At 63.1% G+C, this 19,668-nt stretch carries 19 protein-coding genes; 11 read left to right on the top strand and 8 right to left on the bottom strand.

Going from position 1 to position 19,668, the window contains the following annotated elements:
• Window positions 1-100: 100 nt before the first annotated feature.
• Window positions 101-715, bottom strand: coding sequence for a 3-isopropylmalate dehydratase small subunit (gene leuD, locus HX811_RS24700; protein WP_177047774.1), 615 nt, complete (start codon window positions 713-715; stop codon window positions 101-103).
• Window positions 712-2,133, bottom strand: coding sequence for a 3-isopropylmalate dehydratase large subunit (gene leuC / locus HX811_RS24695; RefSeq protein WP_003208986.1), 1,422 nt, complete (start codon window positions 2,131-2,133; stop codon window positions 712-714). Before leuC ends, leuD begins: the two co-directional genes overlap by 4 nt.
• 251 nt (window positions 2,134-2,384) lie before the next feature.
• On the opposite strand from leuC, the gene HX811_RS24690 reads away from it, so the two are divergent.
• The 8 genes from HX811_RS24690 to HX811_RS24655 are packed head-to-tail and all read left to right on the top strand — an operon-like array spanning window position 2,385 to window position 8,545.
• Entirely contained in the window at window positions 2,385-3,587 is a 1,203-nt protein-coding gene (locus HX811_RS24690) for a PepSY domain-containing protein (protein WP_177047772.1), read from the top strand.
• Window positions 3,584-4,123: a hypothetical protein gene (locus tag HX811_RS24685; RefSeq protein ID WP_008431660.1), complete on the top strand. Its 540-nt coding sequence runs from the start codon at window positions 3,584-3,586 to the stop codon at window positions 4,121-4,123. The genes HX811_RS24690 and HX811_RS24685 overlap by 4 nt, the downstream gene beginning before the upstream one ends.
• Window positions 4,120-4,449: a hypothetical protein gene (locus HX811_RS24680; RefSeq protein ID WP_177047770.1), complete on the top strand. Its 330-nt coding sequence runs from the start codon at window positions 4,120-4,122 to the stop codon at window positions 4,447-4,449. Before HX811_RS24685 ends, HX811_RS24680 begins: the two co-directional genes overlap by 4 nt.
• Window positions 4,446-5,006: a DUF6162 family protein gene (locus tag HX811_RS24675; protein WP_177047768.1), complete on the top strand. Its 561-nt coding sequence runs from the start codon at window positions 4,446-4,448 to the stop codon at window positions 5,004-5,006. Before HX811_RS24680 ends, HX811_RS24675 begins: the two co-directional genes overlap by 4 nt.
• Window positions 5,007-5,032: 26 nt before the next feature.
• Complete coding sequence (locus tag HX811_RS24670) at window positions 5,033-5,953, top strand: metal ABC transporter substrate-binding protein (RefSeq protein WP_023659272.1); 921 nt, start codon at window positions 5,033-5,035, stop codon at window positions 5,951-5,953.
• Window positions 5,950-6,696: a metal ABC transporter ATP-binding protein gene (locus HX811_RS24665; RefSeq protein WP_177008988.1), complete on the top strand. Its 747-nt coding sequence runs from the start codon at window positions 5,950-5,952 to the stop codon at window positions 6,694-6,696. Before HX811_RS24670 ends, HX811_RS24665 begins: the two co-directional genes overlap by 4 nt.
• On the top strand, window positions 6,693-7,592 hold the full coding sequence (locus HX811_RS24660) for a metal ABC transporter permease (protein WP_177047766.1): 900 nt from the start codon (window positions 6,693-6,695) through the stop codon (window positions 7,590-7,592). Before HX811_RS24665 ends, HX811_RS24660 begins: the two co-directional genes overlap by 4 nt.
• Window positions 7,592-8,545, top strand: a complete 954-nt coding sequence (locus HX811_RS24655; protein ID WP_177047764.1) for a metal ABC transporter solute-binding protein, Zn/Mn family — start codon at window positions 7,592-7,594, stop codon at window positions 8,543-8,545. Before HX811_RS24660 ends, HX811_RS24655 begins: the two co-directional genes overlap by 1 nt.
• A gap of 135 nt (window positions 8,546-8,680) precedes the next feature.
• Here HX811_RS24655 and HX811_RS24650 read toward each other — a convergent pair whose 3' ends face one another.
• From HX811_RS24650 to HX811_RS24630, 5 genes are all read right to left on the bottom strand, one after another.
• Entirely contained in the window at window positions 8,681-8,905 is a 225-nt protein-coding gene (locus tag HX811_RS24650) for an MbtH family protein (protein ID WP_003209001.1), read from the bottom strand.
• 80 nt (window positions 8,906-8,985) lie between these two features.
• Window positions 8,986-10,386 (bottom strand): aspartate aminotransferase family protein, encoded by a 1,401-nt coding sequence (locus tag HX811_RS24645; RefSeq protein WP_003209003.1) that lies wholly within the window; start codon window positions 10,384-10,386, stop codon window positions 8,986-8,988.
• A 150-nt stretch (window positions 10,387-10,536) separates the two neighbouring features.
• Window positions 10,537-11,310 carry an N-acetylmuramoyl-L-alanine amidase gene (locus tag HX811_RS24640; RefSeq protein ID WP_177047762.1) on the bottom strand — a complete coding sequence of 258 codons (774 nt, stop codon included), beginning with the start codon at window positions 11,308-11,310 and terminating at the stop codon, window positions 10,537-10,539.
• Window positions 11,311-11,433: 123 nt separating this feature from the next.
• Entirely contained in the window at window positions 11,434-12,753 is a 1,320-nt protein-coding gene (locus tag HX811_RS24635; RefSeq protein ID WP_008431673.1) for an ATP-binding protein, read from the bottom strand.
• On the bottom strand, window positions 12,753-13,433 hold the full coding sequence (locus HX811_RS24630) for a response regulator (RefSeq protein ID WP_003209011.1): 681 nt from the start codon (window positions 13,431-13,433) through the stop codon (window positions 12,753-12,755). The genes HX811_RS24635 and HX811_RS24630 overlap by 1 nt, the downstream gene beginning before the upstream one ends.
• A 175-nt stretch (window positions 13,434-13,608) precedes the next feature.
• On the opposite strand from HX811_RS24630, the gene dsbD reads away from it, so the two are divergent.
• The 3 genes from dsbD to dsbG are packed head-to-tail and all read left to right on the top strand — an operon-like array spanning window position 13,609 to window position 16,945.
• Entirely contained in the window at window positions 13,609-15,339 is a 1,731-nt protein-coding gene (dsbD, locus tag HX811_RS24625; protein WP_177047760.1) for a protein-disulfide reductase DsbD, read from the top strand.
• Window positions 15,339-16,208: a TlpA disulfide reductase family protein gene (locus HX811_RS24620; protein ID WP_087695093.1), complete on the top strand. Its 870-nt coding sequence runs from the start codon at window positions 15,339-15,341 to the stop codon at window positions 16,206-16,208. The genes dsbD and HX811_RS24620 overlap by 1 nt, the downstream gene beginning before the upstream one ends.
• Window positions 16,184-16,945, top strand: a complete 762-nt coding sequence (dsbG, locus tag HX811_RS24615) for a thiol:disulfide interchange protein DsbG (RefSeq protein ID WP_177047758.1) — start codon at window positions 16,184-16,186, stop codon at window positions 16,943-16,945. Before HX811_RS24620 ends, dsbG begins: the two co-directional genes overlap by 25 nt.
• Before the next feature lie 61 nt (window positions 16,946-17,006).
• Here the strand turns inward: dsbG and HX811_RS24610 are convergent, their stop codons facing one another.
• Window positions 17,007-19,595, bottom strand: a complete 2,589-nt coding sequence (locus HX811_RS24610; protein WP_177047756.1) for a hypothetical protein — start codon at window positions 19,593-19,595, stop codon at window positions 17,007-17,009.
• Between the last annotated feature and the right edge of the window lie 73 nt (window positions 19,596-19,668).

Here is a 19,668-nt window from a genome sequence, read left to right as displayed (position 1 = left end):
CCGGGAGGCCGCTGTGCTCTTGATTTTGATCTGACTGCCCCATCCAGCCCGAGGCCGAACGCAGGCAGTGCGCAGCAGCCAACCTGCAATTACAGCCCCATCACCCGAGCCAAGGATTGGCCGCCAGATGCTCACGCTCAAACGCCTTGATCTGCTCACTGCGCTGCAACGTCGTACCAATAGCATCCAACCCCAACAACAACGCAGTCTTGCGCAACGTATCGATCTGGAACGCAATCACCTGCCCGTCCGCCAAAAGAATCTCCTGCGCCTCAAGGTCCACACTGATCTGCGCCTGCTCAGGCTGACTCACCATCTGCCCCAACCGCTGCAACACCGCCTCCTCCAGCGTGATCAACAACACCCCGTTACGTTGGCAGTTGTCATAGAAAATCCCCGCAAAGCTGCTGCCGATCAACGCGCGAATGCCCATCTGCTTCAAGCCCCACACCGCATGCTCCCGGCTGGAACCACAGCCGAAGTTCGGCCCCACTACCATAAAGCTCGCGCCCTGCCAGGCCGGCTGGTTCAGCACAAATCGCGGGTCAGGCTCACCCGAGGGCAAAAAGCGCAAATCAAAGAACAACCCGCGATCCAGCCCATTGCGGTCGATGCCCTTGAGAAACTGCTTGGGCATGATCACGTCGGTGTCGATATTGGCCGCCAGCATCGGCGCCGCCTTGCCGGTGATCCGAGTGAAGGGTTGCAAGCTCATGTGCGGTCTCCAAAGTGGCGAATATCTGTCAGCCGGCCAGTGATGGCCGCAGCGGCGACCATGGCCGGGCTCATCAGGTGCGTGCGGGCACCCGCGCCCTGGCGGCCTTCGAAATTGCGGTTGGTGCTGGAAGCGCAGCGGTCGCCCGGCTCCAGCACGTCGTCGTTCATCGCCAGGCACATCGAGCAGCCCGACTGGCGCCATTCAAACCCGGCGTCGATAAAGATCGCGGCAAGGCCTTCGGCTTCGGCCTGGTCACGCACTTCGGTGGAGCCCGGCACGATCATCGCCCGCACATGGTCGGCCACGTGCTTGCCGCGCACCACGCTGGCGGCGTCGCGCAGGTCTTCGATGCGGGCGTTGGTGCAGGAGCCGATAAACGCGTGGCTGATCACAATGTCGCTCAACGGCATGCCCGCTTCCAGGCCCATGTAGTTCAAGGCACGGCGCATGTCCTGGCGCAGGATCAGGTCGCTGATGTCTTGCGGGTCCGGCACGCGGGCACCAATGGGCGCGGCCTGGTCGGGGCTGGTGCCCCAGGTGACCATCGGTTCAAGGGCGCTGGCATCCAGTTGCACTTCGAGGTCGAACACCGCGTCGGCATCCGAGTGCAGTTGGCGCCAGCCCACCAGGGCGCGTTCCCACAACTCGCCCTTCGGCGCGCGTGGCTTGCCCTTGAGGTAGGCGAAGACCTTTTCGTCCGGCGCCATGAAGGCTCCACGTGCACCGGCTTCCACCGCCATGTTGCAGATGGTCATGCGCGCCTCGACGCTCAGGGCATCGATGGTCGACCCACAAAACTCAATGGCGTAGCCGGTGGCACCCGAGGCACCAATCTTGCCGATCAGCGCCATGATCACGTCCTTGGAGGTCAGCCCACGGGCCAGTTCGCCGTCCACGGTCACACGCAGGCTTTTCAGACGCTTGTAGACCAGGGTTTGGGAGGCCAGCAAATGCTCGATTTCCGAGGTGCCAATGCCAAAGCCGAACGCGCCCAAGGCCCCGTAGGTGGTGGTGTGGCTGTCGCCGGCGGCGATCACCATGCCCGGCAGGATAAAACCCTGCTCCGGGGCGATCACGTGTTCGATGCCCTGGCGCTTGTCGAGGATATCCAACAGCTCGATCCCGAAATCCCGGCAGTTTTCCGCCAGGTACGACACCTGGCGCGCGCCGCCCGCATCCGGCATGGTCGCGATGCGCTTGGGCGTGGTGGGGTTCACATGGTCGACCACCGCCAGCGCCGTACCGGGCCGCCACACACCACGGCCCGCCTCGCGCAAGCCGCTGAAAGCTTGCGGGCTGGTGTATTCATTGATCACCTGGCGGTCGATGTACAGCAGCACATGGCCCTGGTCATCCAGGCGGCACACCGTGTGGGAATCGATGTGTTTGTCGTAGAGGGTTCTGGCAGAAGTCATTATGGGGCTCGCTCAACGGTATGACCCCATCATAGGCAGCGCCCCCGCCCCATCAATCCCGCCTTGGTGATGACTCGGAACATGTTTCGTGTTGCATGAATGCGTATCTGAAACATTTACTTTCATATCCGCCTTAGGGTTTTGTGTTTCTCATCCGTCTTAACTTAGATACAGCCGCTCGCGTCAGCAAAAGCTACGGGTGGCGTTTTCCGGGCCTTTACCGCCTCCCTCCGATCAAGACCCTCATTCACATGTCGAAGAAGTCACGCTCAAAACTCTGGTTTCTCGTGCACAGCTGGCTGGCATTGCCCATCTGGTTCTTTGTGCTGATCGTCTGCGTCACCGGCACCCTGGCGGTGGTCAGCCAGGAGATCGTCTGGCTGGCCAACCCGGACATCCGCGCCAGCAAGCCGTCGGACGATGCCGAACCGCTCACCTACGACCAGGTGATCGGCGCCATCAAGCGCGCCGAACCCCAGGTGATCGTCGAATCCCTGAGCCGCCCGGACGAATCGCACTTCGCCCTCAGCGCCGACCTCAGCTACCCCGACGGGCGCTCGCTGGAGGTCTACGTCAACCCATACACCGGGGTGATCCAGGGCATCAGCCCATCGTTCAACTTCAAGCAATTTACTCGCGCACTCCACGGCTGGTGGCTGGTGCCTTTCACCAATGGCTACAGCTGGGGCTGGTACCTGGTCTCGCTGCTGGGCTTGCCGCTGCTGGCCTCGCTGGTCACCGGCCTCGTGGTCTACAAGCGTTTCTGGAAAGGTTTTTTCAGGCCGACCCTGCGCATTCGTCACGGTGCGCGGATTTTCTGGGGCGACTTCCACCGGTTGAGCGGCATCTGGTCGATCTGGTTTATCGCGGTGATCTCGATCACCGGCACCTGGTTCCTGATCCAGGCGATCCTGGGCGATAACCAGATCACCATTTCCAGCGAGCCGATCGTCCCGGCGATTGCCCGCGACAAAGTGCCTATGTCCGCCCCGGGCGTACCGGCGCCCATGATTCCCCTGGACGAGGCGATCAACATCGCCACCCAGCGCATTCCCGGGCTTGAGGCCAGCTTCGTGAGCCTGCCCAGCAACGCCTACAGCCACCTGCGCATCGGCGGGCGTGGCTGGTACCCGCTGATGTTCCAGACCGCGGAAATCAACCCGTACAACGGCGAAATCGCCGCCTCGCACCTGCTGTCCGACCGTTCGGCCCTGGAGTTCGTCACCGAATCCATGCGCCCGTTGCACACCGGGGACTTTGGCGGGATCTGGGTCAAGCTGATCTGGGCGTTCTTCGGCCTGGTGCTGAGCATGATGGTCTTGAGCGGCTTGCTGATCTGGACCAAACGCACGGCCCTGGCCACCCTCAATGCGCTGAAACGCGAAGCCAAGGCAGCCCGTCAACCGGCGAAAACCCAGGCCTTGCAGGCTGAGACCACGGAGGCCAACCCATGAACAAGGCCATGACGGTTCAACCCCCCTCGCCCCTGCGGGCCTTCTGGCTCAAATGGCGCTTCCACATCAATATCCTGCTGTTGCTGGTGCCCCTGGGCTTCATGCCCAAGTACTTTGCCGACGCGGCACTGTTTCGCGGCGACAGCGGCCTGGGCGAACGGGAGATCGGCGAAGTACAGGTCGGCCCCTGGAGCCTGAAGCTCGCCGAGCTACGCAACGAGCCGCCGCGCCCGGACCCGGCAGGCCCGATGAAATCCTTCAACGCTGCCCTGTGTGCCACGTGCATCGACCAGGTCAAGGCGACCTACCTGCGTATCGGCAAGCCCCGCAGCCTGCGGGCGGCCGGGGTGATTTTCTTCGGCACCCCATACCGCATGGGCGCTGCGTTGCCGATCCCTGAGCGCACCCCGCTGGACGCCGAAGTGTGGATCACCATGGAAGGCTGGGACGGCGCCATGCACCAGGCCTCCATTCCCTTGAGCCAGGCTTCGCCGGCCACCATCGACTGGCTGAAAAAACGAGGAGTTAAACCATGACCTTGCAGCAATTGGCCCGCGCCTGTGGCGTGCTGATCCTCGGCGCCGGTTTCAGTACCGCCGCCCTCGCCCACAACCCGATGTGCGAATGCAAGGAAATCGCCGGCGAGCAGATCCAGTGCACCGGTGGTTTCTCCGATGGCAGCGGTGCCCCCGGCGTGACCCTGGACGTGATCGGCTACGACGAGACCATCCTGGTGCCCGGCAAGCTGGGAGAAGACTCGAAGCTGACCTTCAAGAAACCCTCCGCCGAGTTCTACGTGTTGTTTGATGCCGGCCCCGGCCACGTGGTGGAAATCGACCAAGCGGATATCCAGCCCCAATGAGCCGTACAACCCAAGTCGTGCGCCCGGCCGGTGCCGGGCACGAAACCCTGTATGTCCTGCTGTTGTGCCTGATCATCCTCGCCGTTGCCGGCACGGTGGTGGCCTTGCGCGGTGAAAGCCTGGAGATCGCCGCCGTGCCCAGCCACCAACTGGACGCCCGCCGCGACCTCAGCGCCGCCGAGCAAGGCATCTACGCCGACCTGCGGGTGACCCTGGATGAAATCCACTTGCTGCAGGAGGAACACAGCGCCCTGCCGACGCCTGAACAGCTGGCCGAAGAGGGCTTCGCGCCCTTCGCCCAGGACGCCAGTTCGGTGAGCCGTGGCGACCACCGCTGGCAGTTGCTGGACGCGGCCTATCTGGGCCTGAGCCAGACGCCGGACCTCAGCGGTTCGCTGTTGATGCGCATCCGCGGCGCCGAGCCGGATATCTGGCTCAACCGCAGCGCCCACCTCACCGCCCCCACCGACCTCACTGACCAGGCGCTGATCAGCGCGGGCTGGCAGCAGGTAGTCGCGCAATTCGATGCCGGTGTCACCCGCCAGCATCGTCACTGAATTCACGTTGCAGCCGAGAGAAGACCATGTCTATTTCATCTCCATTATTACGTCTGGTGCTGGTCGGCCTGATCACCGTGCTGCTGGCCCCGTTCGCCAGTGCCGACCCGGCAAAACGCCTGCGCATCGGCATCACCCTGCACCCGTATTACAGCTACGTCGCCAATATCGTCGGCGACAAGGCTGAAGTTGTCCCGCTGATCCCGGCCGGTTTCAATCCCCATGCCTACGAACCCCGCGCCGAAGACATCAAACGCATCGGCACCCTCGATGTGATCGTGCTCAACGGCGTCGGCCATGACGATTTCGCCGACCGCATGATCGCCACCAGCGAGCGCCCGGACATCCCGGTGATCGAGGCCAACGCCAACGTGCCGCTGCTGGCCGCCACCGGCAACGCTGCGCGCGGTGCGGGCAAGGTGGTCAACCCGCACACCTTCCTGTCCATCAGCGCCTCGATTGCCCAGGTGAACAACATTGCCCGGGAACTGGGCAAGCTCGACCCGGACAACGCCAAGACCTACACCCAGAACGCCCGCGCCTACGGCAAGCGCCTGCGCCAGATGCGCGCCGACGCCCTGGCCAAGCTCACCAGCGCGCCCAACCCCGACCTGCGGGTGGCCACCGTGCACGCGGCATATGACTACCTGCTGCGGGAATTCGGCCTGGAAGTCACCGCCGTGGTGGAACCGGCCCACGGCATCGAGCCGAGCCCCAGCCAGTTGAAGAAGACCATCGACCAACTGCGGGAACTGGACGTGAAAGTGATCTTCTCGGAGATGGATTTCCCGTCCAGCTACGTCGACACCATCCAGCGTGAATCCGGGGTGAAGCTGTACCCGCTGTCGCATATTTCCTATGGCGACTACAGCGCGGAAAAATACGAAGTGGAAATGACCGGCAACCTCAACACCGTGGTGCGGGCGATTCAGGAGTCCGGGGCATGACGGCGGCTGAACACCTCAGTGTGGCCAGCGTTGGCCCGACCCTCGACTTCGATAACGTCGCGCTGACCCTGGGCCGTACGGTGATCCTCGATGCAGTGAGTTTCCAGGTGCAGCCCGGCAGCATCCATGCGCTGGTGGGCCCCAACGGCGGCGGCAAAAGCTCGCTGATCAAGACCCTGCTGGGGCAAACGCCGCACCAGGGCCAGTTGAGCCTGCATTGGCCGGATGCACCCGGCACCATCGGCTACGTACCCCAGGCGCTGGAGTTCGACCGGGGCTTGCCGATGACCGTCGACGACTTCATGGCCGCGATGTGCCAGCGGCGTCCGGCGTTTCTCGGGCTGTCCAAACATTACGCCGCCGCGATTGGCGACGCACTGGAACGGGTCGGCATGCAGGACAAGCGCAAGCGGCGCATGGGTGCCCTGTCTGGCGGTGAACGCCAGCGGGTGCTGCTGGCCCAGGGCTTGATCCCGGCACCGCACTTGCTGGTGCTGGACGAACCGATGTCGGCGCTGGACGAAGCCGGGATCCAGGTGTTCGAGCGGCTGCTGAACGATTGGCGCCAGGCCGGGATCACCGTGCTGTGGATCGAACACGACCTGGAAGCCGTCGGCCGCCTGGCCGATCGCGTCACCGGCCTGAACCGCCGCGTGCTGTTCGACGCCACGCCGAAAGAAGCACTGACCCCGGACCGCCTGCTGACCCTGTTCTCCACCCACCCACGGAGCCCGGCCTTATGAGCTATGAAGCCTTTCGCCTGATGGTCCAGGGCTGGGCGTCTTCCGGGTATCTGCCGGAAGCGCTGGCCTATGGATTTGTAGTCAACGCCCTGCTCGCCGGCCTGCTGATCGGCCCGGTGCTGGGCGGTTTGGGCACCCTGGTGGTGGTCAAGCGCTTTGCGTTCTTTTCCGAAGCCGTGGGCCATGCCGCACTGACCGGCGTGGCCGTGGGCATTCTGCTGGGGGAACCCTACACCGGGCCTTACGGCAGCCTGTTCGGCTACTGCCTGTTGTTCGGGATCCTGCTCAACTACCTGCGCAACCGCACCGGCCTGGCGCCGGACACGCTGATCGGCGTATTCCTCTCGGTGTCCCTGGCCCTGGGCGCGAGCCTGCTGCTGATTCTGGCGGGCAAGATCAACGTGCACATTCTCGAAAACGTGCTGTTCGGCTCGGTGCTGACCGTCAACGGCAATGACCTGTTGGTGCTGGCGATTGTCGGCGCATTGGTGATGACCCTGGCCCTGCCGCTGTACAACCGCATCATGCTCGCCAGCTTCAACCCGCAGTTGGCGGCGGTGCGCGGGGTGGCGGTGAAGACCCTGGACTACCTGTTCGTGATCCTCGTGACCCTGATCACCGTGGCGGCGGTCAAGGTCATCGGCGCGATCCTGGTGGGTGCGTTGCTGGTGATTCCGGCGGCCGCCGCACGCCTGTTGAGCCAGTCGCTCAAGGGCTTCTTCTGGATCTCGGTGGTGATCGCCACCGTCAGCACCCTGTGCGGGATCCTGCTGCCGATCATCTTCGACCTGCCGATTCCGTCCGGTGCCGCGATCATCCTGGTAGCCGGTATCGCCTTCGCCCTCGCCGCCATCGCCCGCGGCACGGTCCCCAGCCTGAAAGGGAATCTTGGATAATGCGCCCGATGTTTCGACCACTGCTTCTGGCCCTGGCCATTGCCACACCGGCATTCGCCGCCGACGGCGTCAAGCCGCTGCAGATCACCGCCAACCAAGGCGCTGGCCATGCTGCCTTGAACCAGGCCAAGGCGAAAAAACCGGTAAAAGTCCTCGCCGCCTTGCCGATCACCTATGGCTTGGCGCAGGTGTTGCTCAAAGGCACCGACGTGCAGCTTGAGCGCGCGGCACCGGCCAACCTGCCCGGCTCGCGGCAAGTCGCCTATTTCACCGGGCGCGGCGCGCAGGCGCTGAACACCCTGGCGCTGGACGCCGATGCAGCCATCGGCCTGCGCTCGCTGTGGCCCGACGACCCGCTGTACCCGGTGGCCCGGCGCAGCAATATCCGCATCGTCGAAGTCGACGCCGCGCGCCCGGTGGACGGCGGCTTGCCGGGGATTGCCGTGCAGCCGGGCGCCACCGACGGCCTGAACAGCCAGCCGTGGCAAGCCATCAACAACATGGGGCGTATGGCCGATGTGATGGCCGCCGACCTGAGCCGCCTGGCGCCCGAGGCCAAGCCGCAGATCGAAGCCAACCTGGCCGCGCTCAAGCAACGCCTGCTCAAGCTCACCGCCGACAGCGAAGCGCGACTGGCCAAGGCCGATAACCTGACGGTGGCCAGCTTGAGCGATCACTTTGGTTATCTCGTCAGTGGCTTGAACCTGGAGCTGGTCAGCACCGATGCAAGGGCGGATACCGAGTGGACACCCGAGGCGTTGCAGCAACTGAGCGAAGGCTTGAAGGAGAATGAGGTGGCCGTGGTGCTGCATCACCGCAAGCCAAGCGATGCGGTACAGGCGGCGGTCACGGCGGGCGGGGCGAAGTTGCTGGTGCTGGGCACCGATGGCGCCGACCCGGTGGCGGAACTGGAAGGCAATGTGGATCAGGTGATCAAGGCGCTGACACCTTAAGGACAAACGCGGTCAGTGTGGGAGCTGGCTTGCCTGCGATAGCGGAGTATCAGTCAACAGAGATGCAAGCTGACTCACCGCTATCGCAGGCAAGCCAGCTCCCACATTCGATCTTCACAACCTTCAAGGTGGTGATCAGCCAGCCAGCGCCTGGCTATCCATCTTCTGGCGCAGGCTCAGCGGGCGCATGTCGGTCCACACTTCTTCGATGTAGGCCAGGCACTCTTTCTTCATCCCGCTCTTGCCCACGGTGCGCCAGCCTTCCGGCACGGCCTTGTAGTCGGGCCAGATGGAATATTGTTCTTCATGGTTGACCACTACCTGAAACAGGATGTCTTCGCGGTCGAATACTGAGGTCATTGCTGTTCTCCGTCGGTGTAAGGCTGGCTGCGCACCACGCACAGCTGATGTAAGAAGGAACGTGCCAGCCCGATAAAAAATTAGAGGCTGGTGACTGACGCCGCCAGGGCGCGACCAAAAATCTCGGCCACACGGTCGATTTCTGCGGCAGTAATCACCAGCGGCGGCAGGAAACGCACGACGCTGCCGTGTCGCCCGCCCAGTTCGAGAATCAACCCGCGCTTGAGGCATTCACGCTGCACCAGCGGCGCCAGTTGGCGATGCACCGGCGGGTGGCCCTGGGCATCAGGCGCACCGGCGGGGTCCACCAGTTCCACACCGAGCATCAGCCCACGGCCACGAATGTCTCCCAACTGCGGGAAGTCGCGCTGCAGGATGCGCAGGTGTTCGCCGAGGCGCTCGCCCATGGCGGCCGCGTGGGCGGGAATGTCGTGGTCCTTGAGGTAACGCATCACCGCCGAGCCGGCCGCCATGGCCATCTGATTACCGCGGAAGGTCCCGGCATGGGCGCCCGGCAACCAGGTGTCGAGCCAGTCGCGATACACCACCACCGCCAGTGGCAGGCTGCCGCCGATGGCCTTGGACAGCACGACCACGTCCGGGACAATGCCGGCATGTTCGAAGGCAAACATCTTGCCGGTGCGACCAAAGCCGCTCTGGATTTCGTCGACAATCAACGCCACACCAGCCTGCTCGGTAATGCGCCGCAGGCCGCGCAGCCAGTCGAGATCAGCCGGGATCACACCGCCCTCGCCTTGCACCACCTCGACGATCACCGCCGCCGGCAGCAATACACCGGCCTCGGGATCGTTGAGCAGGTTTTCCAGATAATGCAGGTTGACCTTGACCCCTTCCGCGCCGCCCAGCCCGAACGGGCAACGGTAGTCGTACGGGAATGGCAGGAATTGCACGCCATTGCCGAGCAAGGCGCCCAGTGGCTTCTTCGGCCCCAGGCTGCCCATCAGGCTCAGGGCGCCCTGGCTCATGCCGTGATAACCGCCCTGGAATGACAACACCGTGCTCCGCCCGGTGGCGGTGCGCACCAGTTTCAGCGCGGCCTCCACCGCATCGGTGCCGGTGGGGCCGCAGAACTGGATCTTGGCTTCCCGCGCCAGCGCCGGCGGCAGCAGGCCGAACAGGTCCTGCACGAATTGGTCCTTGACCGGCGTGGTCAGGTCCAGGGTGTGCAACGGCAATTCATCGCTCAGCACCTGGCGAATGGCATCGATCACCACCGGGTGGTTGTGCCCCAGCGCCAGGGTGCCGGCACCGGCCAGGCAATCGATAAAGCTGCGGCCTTCGACGTCCTCGACATAGATCCCGCGGGCGCGCTTGAGCGCCAGGGGAATGCGCCGTGGGTAGCTGCGGGCATTGGATTCCTGCTGGCGCTGGCGGGCCAGCAGCGGGGTTTCATCGAACTGGTAAAGCGTTTCCGCAGGGACCGCCTGGGTCTCTTCGATACGGCTGGTAGCGACTGACATCTCTCGATCCCTCAATACGCTGATGATGGTGACCAAACTGCCCACCCGTTGGCGCCAGGCCCAAGGGCCGCGCACGGATTTCCTGTTCTGGAAACGCATCAGCGAAGGGAGGATTTACACCTGTGGTCGTTAAAAACAGCTTTAGCGGATTTACCCGGCCACCCCGGTGTATTTTTCATTCAACGCATACAGGATCGCGCAGGTCTGCGCATCCAGCCGCCCACTGTAGTCAGAGGGCCGAAAATGCATCTGGAACGCACGGACACGTTGCTGGAAACCCAGGCGATTTTTCGCCGGGGCATAACCGTAGCGCTGGAACGCCCGCTCCACCTCAACCTCTGGCGGCAGGCCGATGTCGAACCGACGTTGATAGGCCATCCTGGCCACCTCTTCATACCAGGCCCCCACGCCCGCCTCGAACAGGCAGCGCCATGGCAAGCGGGGGCCGGGGTCGCTCTTGCGCCAATAGGCAATGTCGGAATGCCCGAGGATGTCGGTAGGACCGATCGCCGGGTAACGCACCTGAATGTCACGAATCAAGGCGATCAACACGTCAATCTGCTCTGCGCCATAGGCCGGGAAGGTCAACACACCGGCGTCATCCCGGGCCTGGTTGACGATTTCAATGCCGATGGAGCGGCTGTTGAGGTTATCGCGCCCGGCCCAGTGGCTGGTGCCGGCGTGCCAGGCGCGTTGCGCTTCGTCCACCAGGCGAAATACCCGCAACTCGTCATAGCCGGCGGCGCGGTAGCTGGCGTCATGGGGGTCGGCCAACAGGTAGTGGGCACTGAAACCGTCGCGGGTCAGTGCACGCAATGACGAGGCAAAGGGCGCGGCGGTGTAATGCACAATCACCTGGCGCACGGCCTGGCCATTGCGCTCATTGAAGTCGTTTGCGGGATACGTGGAATCGATAACCAACATAGGGGCTGTCCTTTTCAACACAGGCCGAGTCATTCAGCCGGTTCAAACACAAAAAAATTACCGCCATCCTGAAGCGTTGCGCTTGAGGATGGCGGTAGCTATGTGTGCTGTGAAAAGAAGGTTTCAGCGCCGCAACGGCATGCCCAGGTCGACGCGCATGCCATCGGCCTGGCTGTCGAATTTCAGGGAGCACGAGCAGCGCTGCACGATGGCCTGGACGATCGCCAACCCCAGGCCGCAACCCGGGCTGTTGCCGTTGCGCCAGAAGCGCTGGGTCAAGTGTTGCAAGTCTTCGCTGGAAATCGGCGCGCCATGGTCACGCACCCGGAACACCACATTGTCGCCAGCGCTGGACACACTCAGCTCCACCCGGGTATCGGCCGGGGTGTGGCGCAACGCGTTGTCCAGCAGGTTGCGCAGGGCCGCGACGGCCAGGCCCACCGGCATTTCCAAAGGTTTTTCGGACAAACCGTCTGCCAGGATCAGGTCAATACGCTGATTGTCACCACCGTTGGCATCCTGGATCGCCAGTTGCGCAACTTGCTCGGCACTCGATTGCAGGCCGTCATCAAACGACAGGCTGCCTTCGACCCGCGCCAGCAGCAGCAACTGCTCAAGGGTGCGGTGCAAGCGGTCGGCGCCCTCTTCAGCGTGGGCCAGGGACTGGTCACGGGCGGCGCCTTCGGTCATGCGCGCCACTTGCAGGTGGGTCTTGATCGCGGTCAACGGGCTGCGCAATTCGTGGGCCGCGTCACCGGTCAAGCGGCGTTCGCGTTCGATGGTCTTGGCGATGCGTTGCAGCAACTGGTTCTGGGTGTCGAGCAGTGGCTTGAGTTCGCTGGGCAGCGGGCTGATCTGCAACGGTTCGAGGGAGTCGGCACTGCGGCGCATCAAGGCGTCACGCATGCGGTTGAGCGGCAACAGGCTCTGGCCGATCCCCAGCCACAACAGGCACAGGCAGCCCAACAATGCCACGCCCACCGGCACCGAGGCGGCCAGCAGGATCGACAGGTTCAATGCTTCACGTTCCACCTGCCGGTCGGCGGTGGTGATAAACAAATCGCCACGGGACAGGGTAAAGCTGCGCCAGCCCACGCCATCAATCATCTGGTCGCGAAAGCCGCTCTTGCGCGACTCCAGGCCCTGGTCCGGCGTGGTGTGGCTGCGGGCCAAAACCACGCCGCGCAAGGAACTGACCTGGCACGCCATACCGCCTGGCACATTCAATTGTTCGGCGCTGAAGTGCGCGCCCTCCCCCGTGCTGGAGAGGCCGGGCATCTGCTCCATCAGCCCCGCCACCATGCGCGCCGACGCCACCAGGCGCTGGTCGAGGGAGAACATCATCTGGTTGCGCAGGTCGTTGAGCATCCACGCGGCGGCCAGGACCCAGATCAGCACGAAGGCTGCGCCGAGCTTGAAGGTCAGCCGCAGGCGCAGGCTCATCACGAAGCGTCCTCTCCACCGTCAGCCGGGCCCAGGCGATAGCCCAGGCCGCGCACGGTTTCGACGATGCCGTTGCCGAGTTTGCGCCGCAAGTGGTGGATGTGCACGTTGAGGGCGTTGCTTTCCAGTTCGTCGTTCAGGCCGTAGACGCTGTCCTTGAGCTGCTCGCTGGAGAGCACCCGACCACGGTTTTGCAACAGGGCCTGCAACAGCGCCTGCTCGCGGCGGGACAGGTCCACCGACTCACCGCCCAGCAACGTTTCGCGGCTGCTGGGGTTGTAGGTCAGGCGCCCGTGCTCGATCAGGTTGACGCTGCGGCCGGCTACCCGGCGCAACAGGGTGTGCAGGCGTGCGGCGAGTTCGCGCAGGTCGAAGGGTTTGAGCAGGTAGTCGTCGGCACCGGCCTGCAGGCCGTCGACGCGGTTGGTCACCGAATCCCGTGCGGTCAGGATCAGCACTGGAATCTCCAGGCCCTGGCTGCGCAGTTGCTGCAACAGCTTCAAGCCGTCTTCATCCGGCAGGCCGAGGTCGAGTACCATCACGTCGAATTCCGCCACCTTGAGCATCGCCCGGGCAGCCGCAGCCGTGCCGACGCGCTCGACCGTCAGGCCCTGGGCGCTGAGCCCGGCAACAATGCCGCTGGCGATCAGCTCGTCGTCTTCACAGACCAGTACGTGCATGGTGAACCCTTTGCAAAATGTGAGGGTGATTAAAAAGGCAGTGGATTAAGCGTGCATTATGCCGCCAACGCCAAGAATCCCGGATAATCGCTTCTTTCTAGGATAGCCCGGTTAATCATCGGTTAATCAACGCCACACATTGTGTGTCCCACTTGCTTCGAACTAAGGCTTGATCATGCGGCATCTGTTTATCTTCCTGCTGGTGTTGTTTGCTGGATTCGCCCAGGCCGCGCCTGGCAACAATCCATTCGAGACCAAACCCGACTTCCTCCCGGTGGGCAAAGCCTTCACCTTTACCTCCGAGCGTCTGGCCTCCGGCGAAACCCAGTTGTATTGGCAGATTGCCGACGGTTACTACCTGTACCAGCAGCGCATGAAATTCGATGGCCTGGCCGAAAAGCCGACGTTGCCCCAGGGCGAAGCCCACAGCGACGAGTTCTTTGGCGAGCAGCAAGTCTATCGCCAGGGCCTGGAAGTGAAGATTCCCGCTGGCGCCACCGGCCAGGTCAAGCTCGGCTGGCAAGGCTGCGCCGATGCCGGCCTGTGCTACCCGCCGCAATCGATCACCGTGGACCTGGGCGGCAACCCTGCCGTCGCCGCCACCGGCCAGGCCCAGGACCAAAGCCTGGCCAGCGGCCTGCAACAACGCAGCCTGGGCTGGAGCCTGCTGGTGTTCTTCGGCCTGGGCCTGCTGCTGGCCTTCGCCCCGTGTTCCCTGCCGATGTTGCCGATCCTCGCCGGCCTTGTGGTCGGCAGCGGCGCCAGCCCACGGCGCGGCTTTGCCCTGGCCGCCAGCTACGTGGTGTGCATGGCGCTGGTGTATGCCGCGCTCGGTGTATTGGCTGCGCTGCTCGGCAGCAACCTCGCCGCCCTGCTGCAAACCCCGTGGATCCTCGGCAGCTTCGCTGCGTTGTTTGTGATTCTCGCCCTGCCGATGTTCGGCTTCTTTGAACTGCAACTGCCGGCCTTCCTGCGCGATCGCCTGGACAATGTCAGCCGCAACCAAAGCGGCGGCAGCCTGGTAGGCGCCGGCGTGCTCGGCGCCCTGTCCGGCTTGCTGGTGGGCCCGTGCATGACCGCGCCCCTGGCCGGCGCGCTGCTGTACATCGCCCAAAGCGGCAACGCCTTGCACGGCGGCCTGATCCTGTTTGCCATGGGCATCGGCATCGGTGTGCCACTGTTGCTGCTGGTGACCGTGGGCAACCGCTTCCTGCCCAAGCCTGGCACCTGGATGAATATCCTCAAGGGCATCTTCGGCTTCCTGTTCCTCGCCACCGCCGTGCTGATGATTCGCCCGGTGGTCGGTGAAACCCTGTGGCTCGGCTTGTGGGGTGTGCTGGCGCTGGTCATGGCCTACTGCGGCTGGCGCCTGGCCCGCGATTTCGGGCGTACCGCCATGCTGTTCGGTGCCGGTTCGCTGGTGCTCGGCCTCTGGGGCAGCGTATTGGTTATCGGCGCGGCCGGCGGCAGCGACGACCTGTGGCAACCGCTGAAGGTCTACAGCGGCTCGCGGGCAGCCGGTGCTCCCACCGCCCACGAAGCCTTCATGACCATCAACGACCCGGCCGTGCTGCAAAGCCAGCTCGACAGTGCCAAGGCCCAGGGCCAATGGGTGCTGGTGGACTACTACGCCGACTGGTGCGTGTCGTGCAAGATCATGGAAAAACAGGTGTTCGGCAAACCCGAGGTACTGGACGCCCTCAAGGATGTGCGCCTGCTGCGCCTCGACGTCACCGCCGACAACGCCGCCAGCCGCGAGCTGCTGGGCCGCTACAAGGTTCCCGGCCCGCCGAGCTTCGTCTGGATCGGCCCCGACGGTGAAGAGCGCCGCGCCCAGCGCATCACCGGCGAAGTCGACGCTGCCGCCTTCCTGCAACGCTGGACCCAAGCCCGGGAAGCCCTCTGATGCTGACACTGACCATCGGCACCTTCGCCATCGCCCTGAATCACTTGCTGCTGATCACGGCGTTGATCCTCGCCACCCTGGTGGGCTGGCGGGTGGCCAAGCGCGGCGGCGAGAACCCCGAGTCGGTGCTGTTCACCCTGTTTCTGCTGGGTATGCTCGCCGCACGCGTCAGCTTCGTATTGATGTACTGGTCGTACTACCAGAATGACCCGCTGCAAATCGTCGACCTGCGGGACGGCGGTTTTCTCGCCTGGCCCGGCGTGATCGTGCTGATCATCGGCGCGCTGATCTACGGCTGGCGCCGCCCGCTGCTGCGCAAGCCGCTGAGCGCCGGCGTGATCACCGGCCTGGCGTTCTGGGCCTTGACCAGCCTGTCCCTGACCCTCTACGAAAAAGGCACGCACCTGCCGGACATTGCCCTGCGCAACGCCAATGGCGAAACCGTGCAACTGGCCGACTACAAGGGCGGCCCGCTGGTGATCAACCTGTGGGCCACCTGGTGCCCGCCGTGCCGGCGCGAAATGCCGGTACTGGAAAGTGCCCAGCGCCAGCGCCCGGACGTGACCTTCCTGTTCGTCAACCAGGCCGAAAGCATGCAAAGCGTCGCCACCTATCTGGCGACCCAGGGCCTGAACCTGGACAACGTGCTGTTCGACGCCAGCGGCCGCCTGGGCCAGGCCGTCGGCTCCATGGCCTTGCCGACGACCCTGTTCTACCAACCGGACGGCCGCCTGATCAACAGCCACCTGGGCGAGTTGTCCCAGGCCAGCCTGGCCCGCGCCATGGAGCGCTTCGAGCCGACCCCCGCCAAACCGGCCCTGCCGGCCACCACAAGGAATTCGCCATGCTCCGCCTCCGCCACCTGCTGACACTCCTGCCCCTGACCCTGGCCGCCAGCCTGGTCCACGCCGAAGACTGGCCGGCGCCGATCAAGAACATCGAAGCCAAGGGTGCCAGGATCATCGGCAAGTTCGATGCGCCCAGCGGCCTCACAGGTTACGCGGCGCAATACCAGAACCGTGGCATGGCGCTGTACCTGACTGCCGATGGCAAAAGCGTGATTGCCGGCAACCTGTACGACGCCGATGGCAATGACCTGAGCACCGCGCCGCTGGAGAAACTGGTGTATGCGCCGATGGCCAAGGAAGTCTGGGCCAAGATGGAACACAGCAACTGGATCCAGGACGGCAACAAGGACGCGCCGCGCATCGTGTACCTGTTCAGCGACCCGAACTGCCCGTACTGCAATATGTTCTGGGAGCAGGCGCGGCCTTGGGTGAAGTCGGGCAAGGTGCAGTTGCGGCACATCATGGTGGGGATTATCCGTGAAGACAGCCCGGGCAAGTCGGCCGCGCTGTTTGCCGCCAAGGACCCGCAACAGGCCTTGGAAGCCCATGAGGCTGCCGGTAAGGGCAGCAAGCTGCAGGCGCTGGAGAAGATCCCGGCGGATATCCAGGCCAAGCTTGATTCGAACATGAAGTTGATGGACGAGCTGGAGTTGTCGGCGACGCCGGCGATTTTCTACCTGGATGACAAGGGTGGGTTGCAGCAACAGCAAGGGGCGCCTTCGCCGGATAAGCTGGTGAAGATTCTCGGGCCGAAATAATCAGCCCTGGCCTGTAAAGACAATGCCCGCATCGAAGCGGGCATTGTCTTTTCAGCGCGGATTAAATCCCCTCGACCAGGAAATCATCCATGTACCAATCGTTGCCGTTCGTGGCGCCTTCATGGCTATAGATTTCCAGCAGCACGGGAACGATTGTTGGCGTGAACGTGAAGCTCAGTGTGTGCCAGTTCAGATCAACCAACTCTTCCACAGGTGTTTGTTGAATGGAGTCTTTGCGCAACGATAACTTGGGCGTCGCGAACGCAACGCTGTACCGTCGAACCCGTACGGAAAACCGGTAAGTAAAACCGCTCTCCAAATCCAAGAAGTGCCGCTGCAGGATCGGGCCGAAACTGTTATTGGTGTATGTGAAATTCCTGACTGCGTAATCGGGCTTGCCGTCAGGTCCCGTCCCCATATATTCAATGCTGATATCCCTGGCATCGGGTGCGCCTGACCCCACGGTCCATAAACCCAAGGTCTGATCGTTGAAATCCGTCAGGTCTCTGTACTGCTTGCGCAACAGCAACATCAGCACAGGGAACACAATTGCTTCGCTCACATGGGAGCTGCCGTCCGCCGTAACCTTGAACACGATGTTCAATACGGACCTGTGGCGAAACTTTTCCAGTTCCTCACGAGGCAGAACGTGCGACAACCCATGGTTTGCCTGCTCTTGCGTGATCGGCTCATTGACCAGCAGCTTGAGGGTATGGGACGACCCGTCGAGCAAGGTTCCCGTACATTCCAGCCAGCCCCTTTGCCCCGCCAGGATGAACCACCAGGCTTGCAGCGTAATCTCGGCATCCCCGGTAAAGGTGCGCAAGTCCAGTGTCCCCTGGCCACCGGGCAATTGAGTGGCCTGCGGCACCTCTGGCGCAGGCAAACGCTGCGGGACACTGATCTGTAGCTCCAGGTCAGCTGACGTGACGTGCTTGCATGCGCTCGCGACGCTGTAACTGACGGGCACTGTTTTGCCGCTTCCAGCGATTACAGCCTCGCGGGGAACGGTGAAGTCAACGTACTTCGGATCAGTGTTACCCGGCTTGGGTGGCAACGGCAGGCAACTACCGTCCGATTGTGTCCAACACACGCTGATCTCGTCATGAGCACTGATGTGGTCATATTCCACCCGTGCCGTCACGCCATCACGGCCATTCCATACCGTCAACTGCGAGCCCACGGCCTCCCGAATGGTCAAGGGTTTCAGGACCAGGTCTTCCTGATGAATATCCAGGTGCAGCACAGGAAACGGCTCGGCGCTGGCCCTGTCGGACCGGCCATCGAAGTTCACCGCAAAATGCACGTCAAAGCGGCTGCAATCGGCCAGTTTTTGCAGGTCGCGCCGGGACAGCAGCGTACTGACGCCCTCCTGCAGCCATTGCTCGGAGAGCGGCTCGCCGTCCAGCACATCGAAGCGATAAGGCGCGCCATCTTCCCGCTCACCGGTTACCCACATCCAGCAGGGCTGCCCCAAGGCGCCGTAGGCATAGGCCGCCACCGTCAGTTGCGCGTCCCCCTGGAACGTATTGAGGTCCAGCGTACTGCCCGTGGCCTGTTCCACCTGCGGCTTGGGCAGGCCGGAGATATTCAGGATTTTTACCGGTCGCGGCAGCGCCGACCAGGTTTGCCCTTCCCGTCGGACGGTGTAGCGGACCGACACCTGCTTATTGAAATTGGCGCTGATGGCTGACGCCGGCACATTAAAATCAACAACGTCCCGATTGTCGGCCTGCTTGCACTCGAGTACCGGAGTACCTGCCCCGGCAGTCCCTTCCCAGAAGGCGCAAACCCAGTCGCAAGGGCACATATGCTCATAGCTGACCCGGATGGTCGCACCGTCCTGGGTATTGACCGGATTCAATACGAGATTTTCAGGTGTGATTTGCGTGGCTTCCACCACCGTGGGCGCTACGAGATCCAAATGAGGCTCGATGAGCAACGTCAACACCAAACCAGAAATCAGCCGATACACCGGACTGGAATCCGCACGCGGCAAAAACTCAACGTAGAACGCAATATAAAGCTCACTGTCATGCTTGAGCGTGGCCAGCTCGGCACGAGACAACTTTCGGGTCCAGCCATGGCGCACGTCCTCATCTGTTACCGGTGCATCTTCATAAGGGTAGAGACTGGCCTTGGACCCATCAGGGTAAATCCCCCCGATATAGACCTGAGCCACTTGAACCGGGTCGATGAACGGCCAGGCGTCGACATGCAGAACCGGGTCTTCACCGCACAACAAGGACAGGTCCAGAACACCGCCTGAGGCTTGAAAGATCTGCAGTTGCGGCAAATTGGACGGCAGCTTGATGAACACGTCGGCAACGGGGGAAGGATGTTCCTCGCCATCGCGGGTAACGACATAGGAAAACAGCGCAAAGTTATCAATGCGCAGCCCTACGTAATACGGGGGTACGTGGAACTCGACCGAGCCCGCTTCGACGCCATCCAGGGAGGCAATCGGCGCGTATCCCCCCGGTGTCGACTCCCAGCGCAACGCAATACTGTCGGTGCTGAGCATCCCTTCGTAGAACACCCGGACAGTAGCCCCCTCCAGCAACTGGAGCGGGTCAACCCGGGGCTCTCCCTCGGCTTCGACCAACTGTGGCTTGGGCAGGTCAAGGGTCAACGGTGATGACTTGGGCATGATAGAACTCCATTTCAACGAGTGATGGTGTTGCCCATCACACGCCGAAATGCCCCCCCTTGCCTACTGTCAG

The organism is Pseudomonas sp. F8002, from assembly GCF_013385495.1.
GTDB lineage: Bacteria > Pseudomonadota > Gammaproteobacteria > Pseudomonadales > Pseudomonadaceae > Aquipseudomonas.
This window is presented reverse-complemented; position numbering and strand designations above follow the sequence as displayed.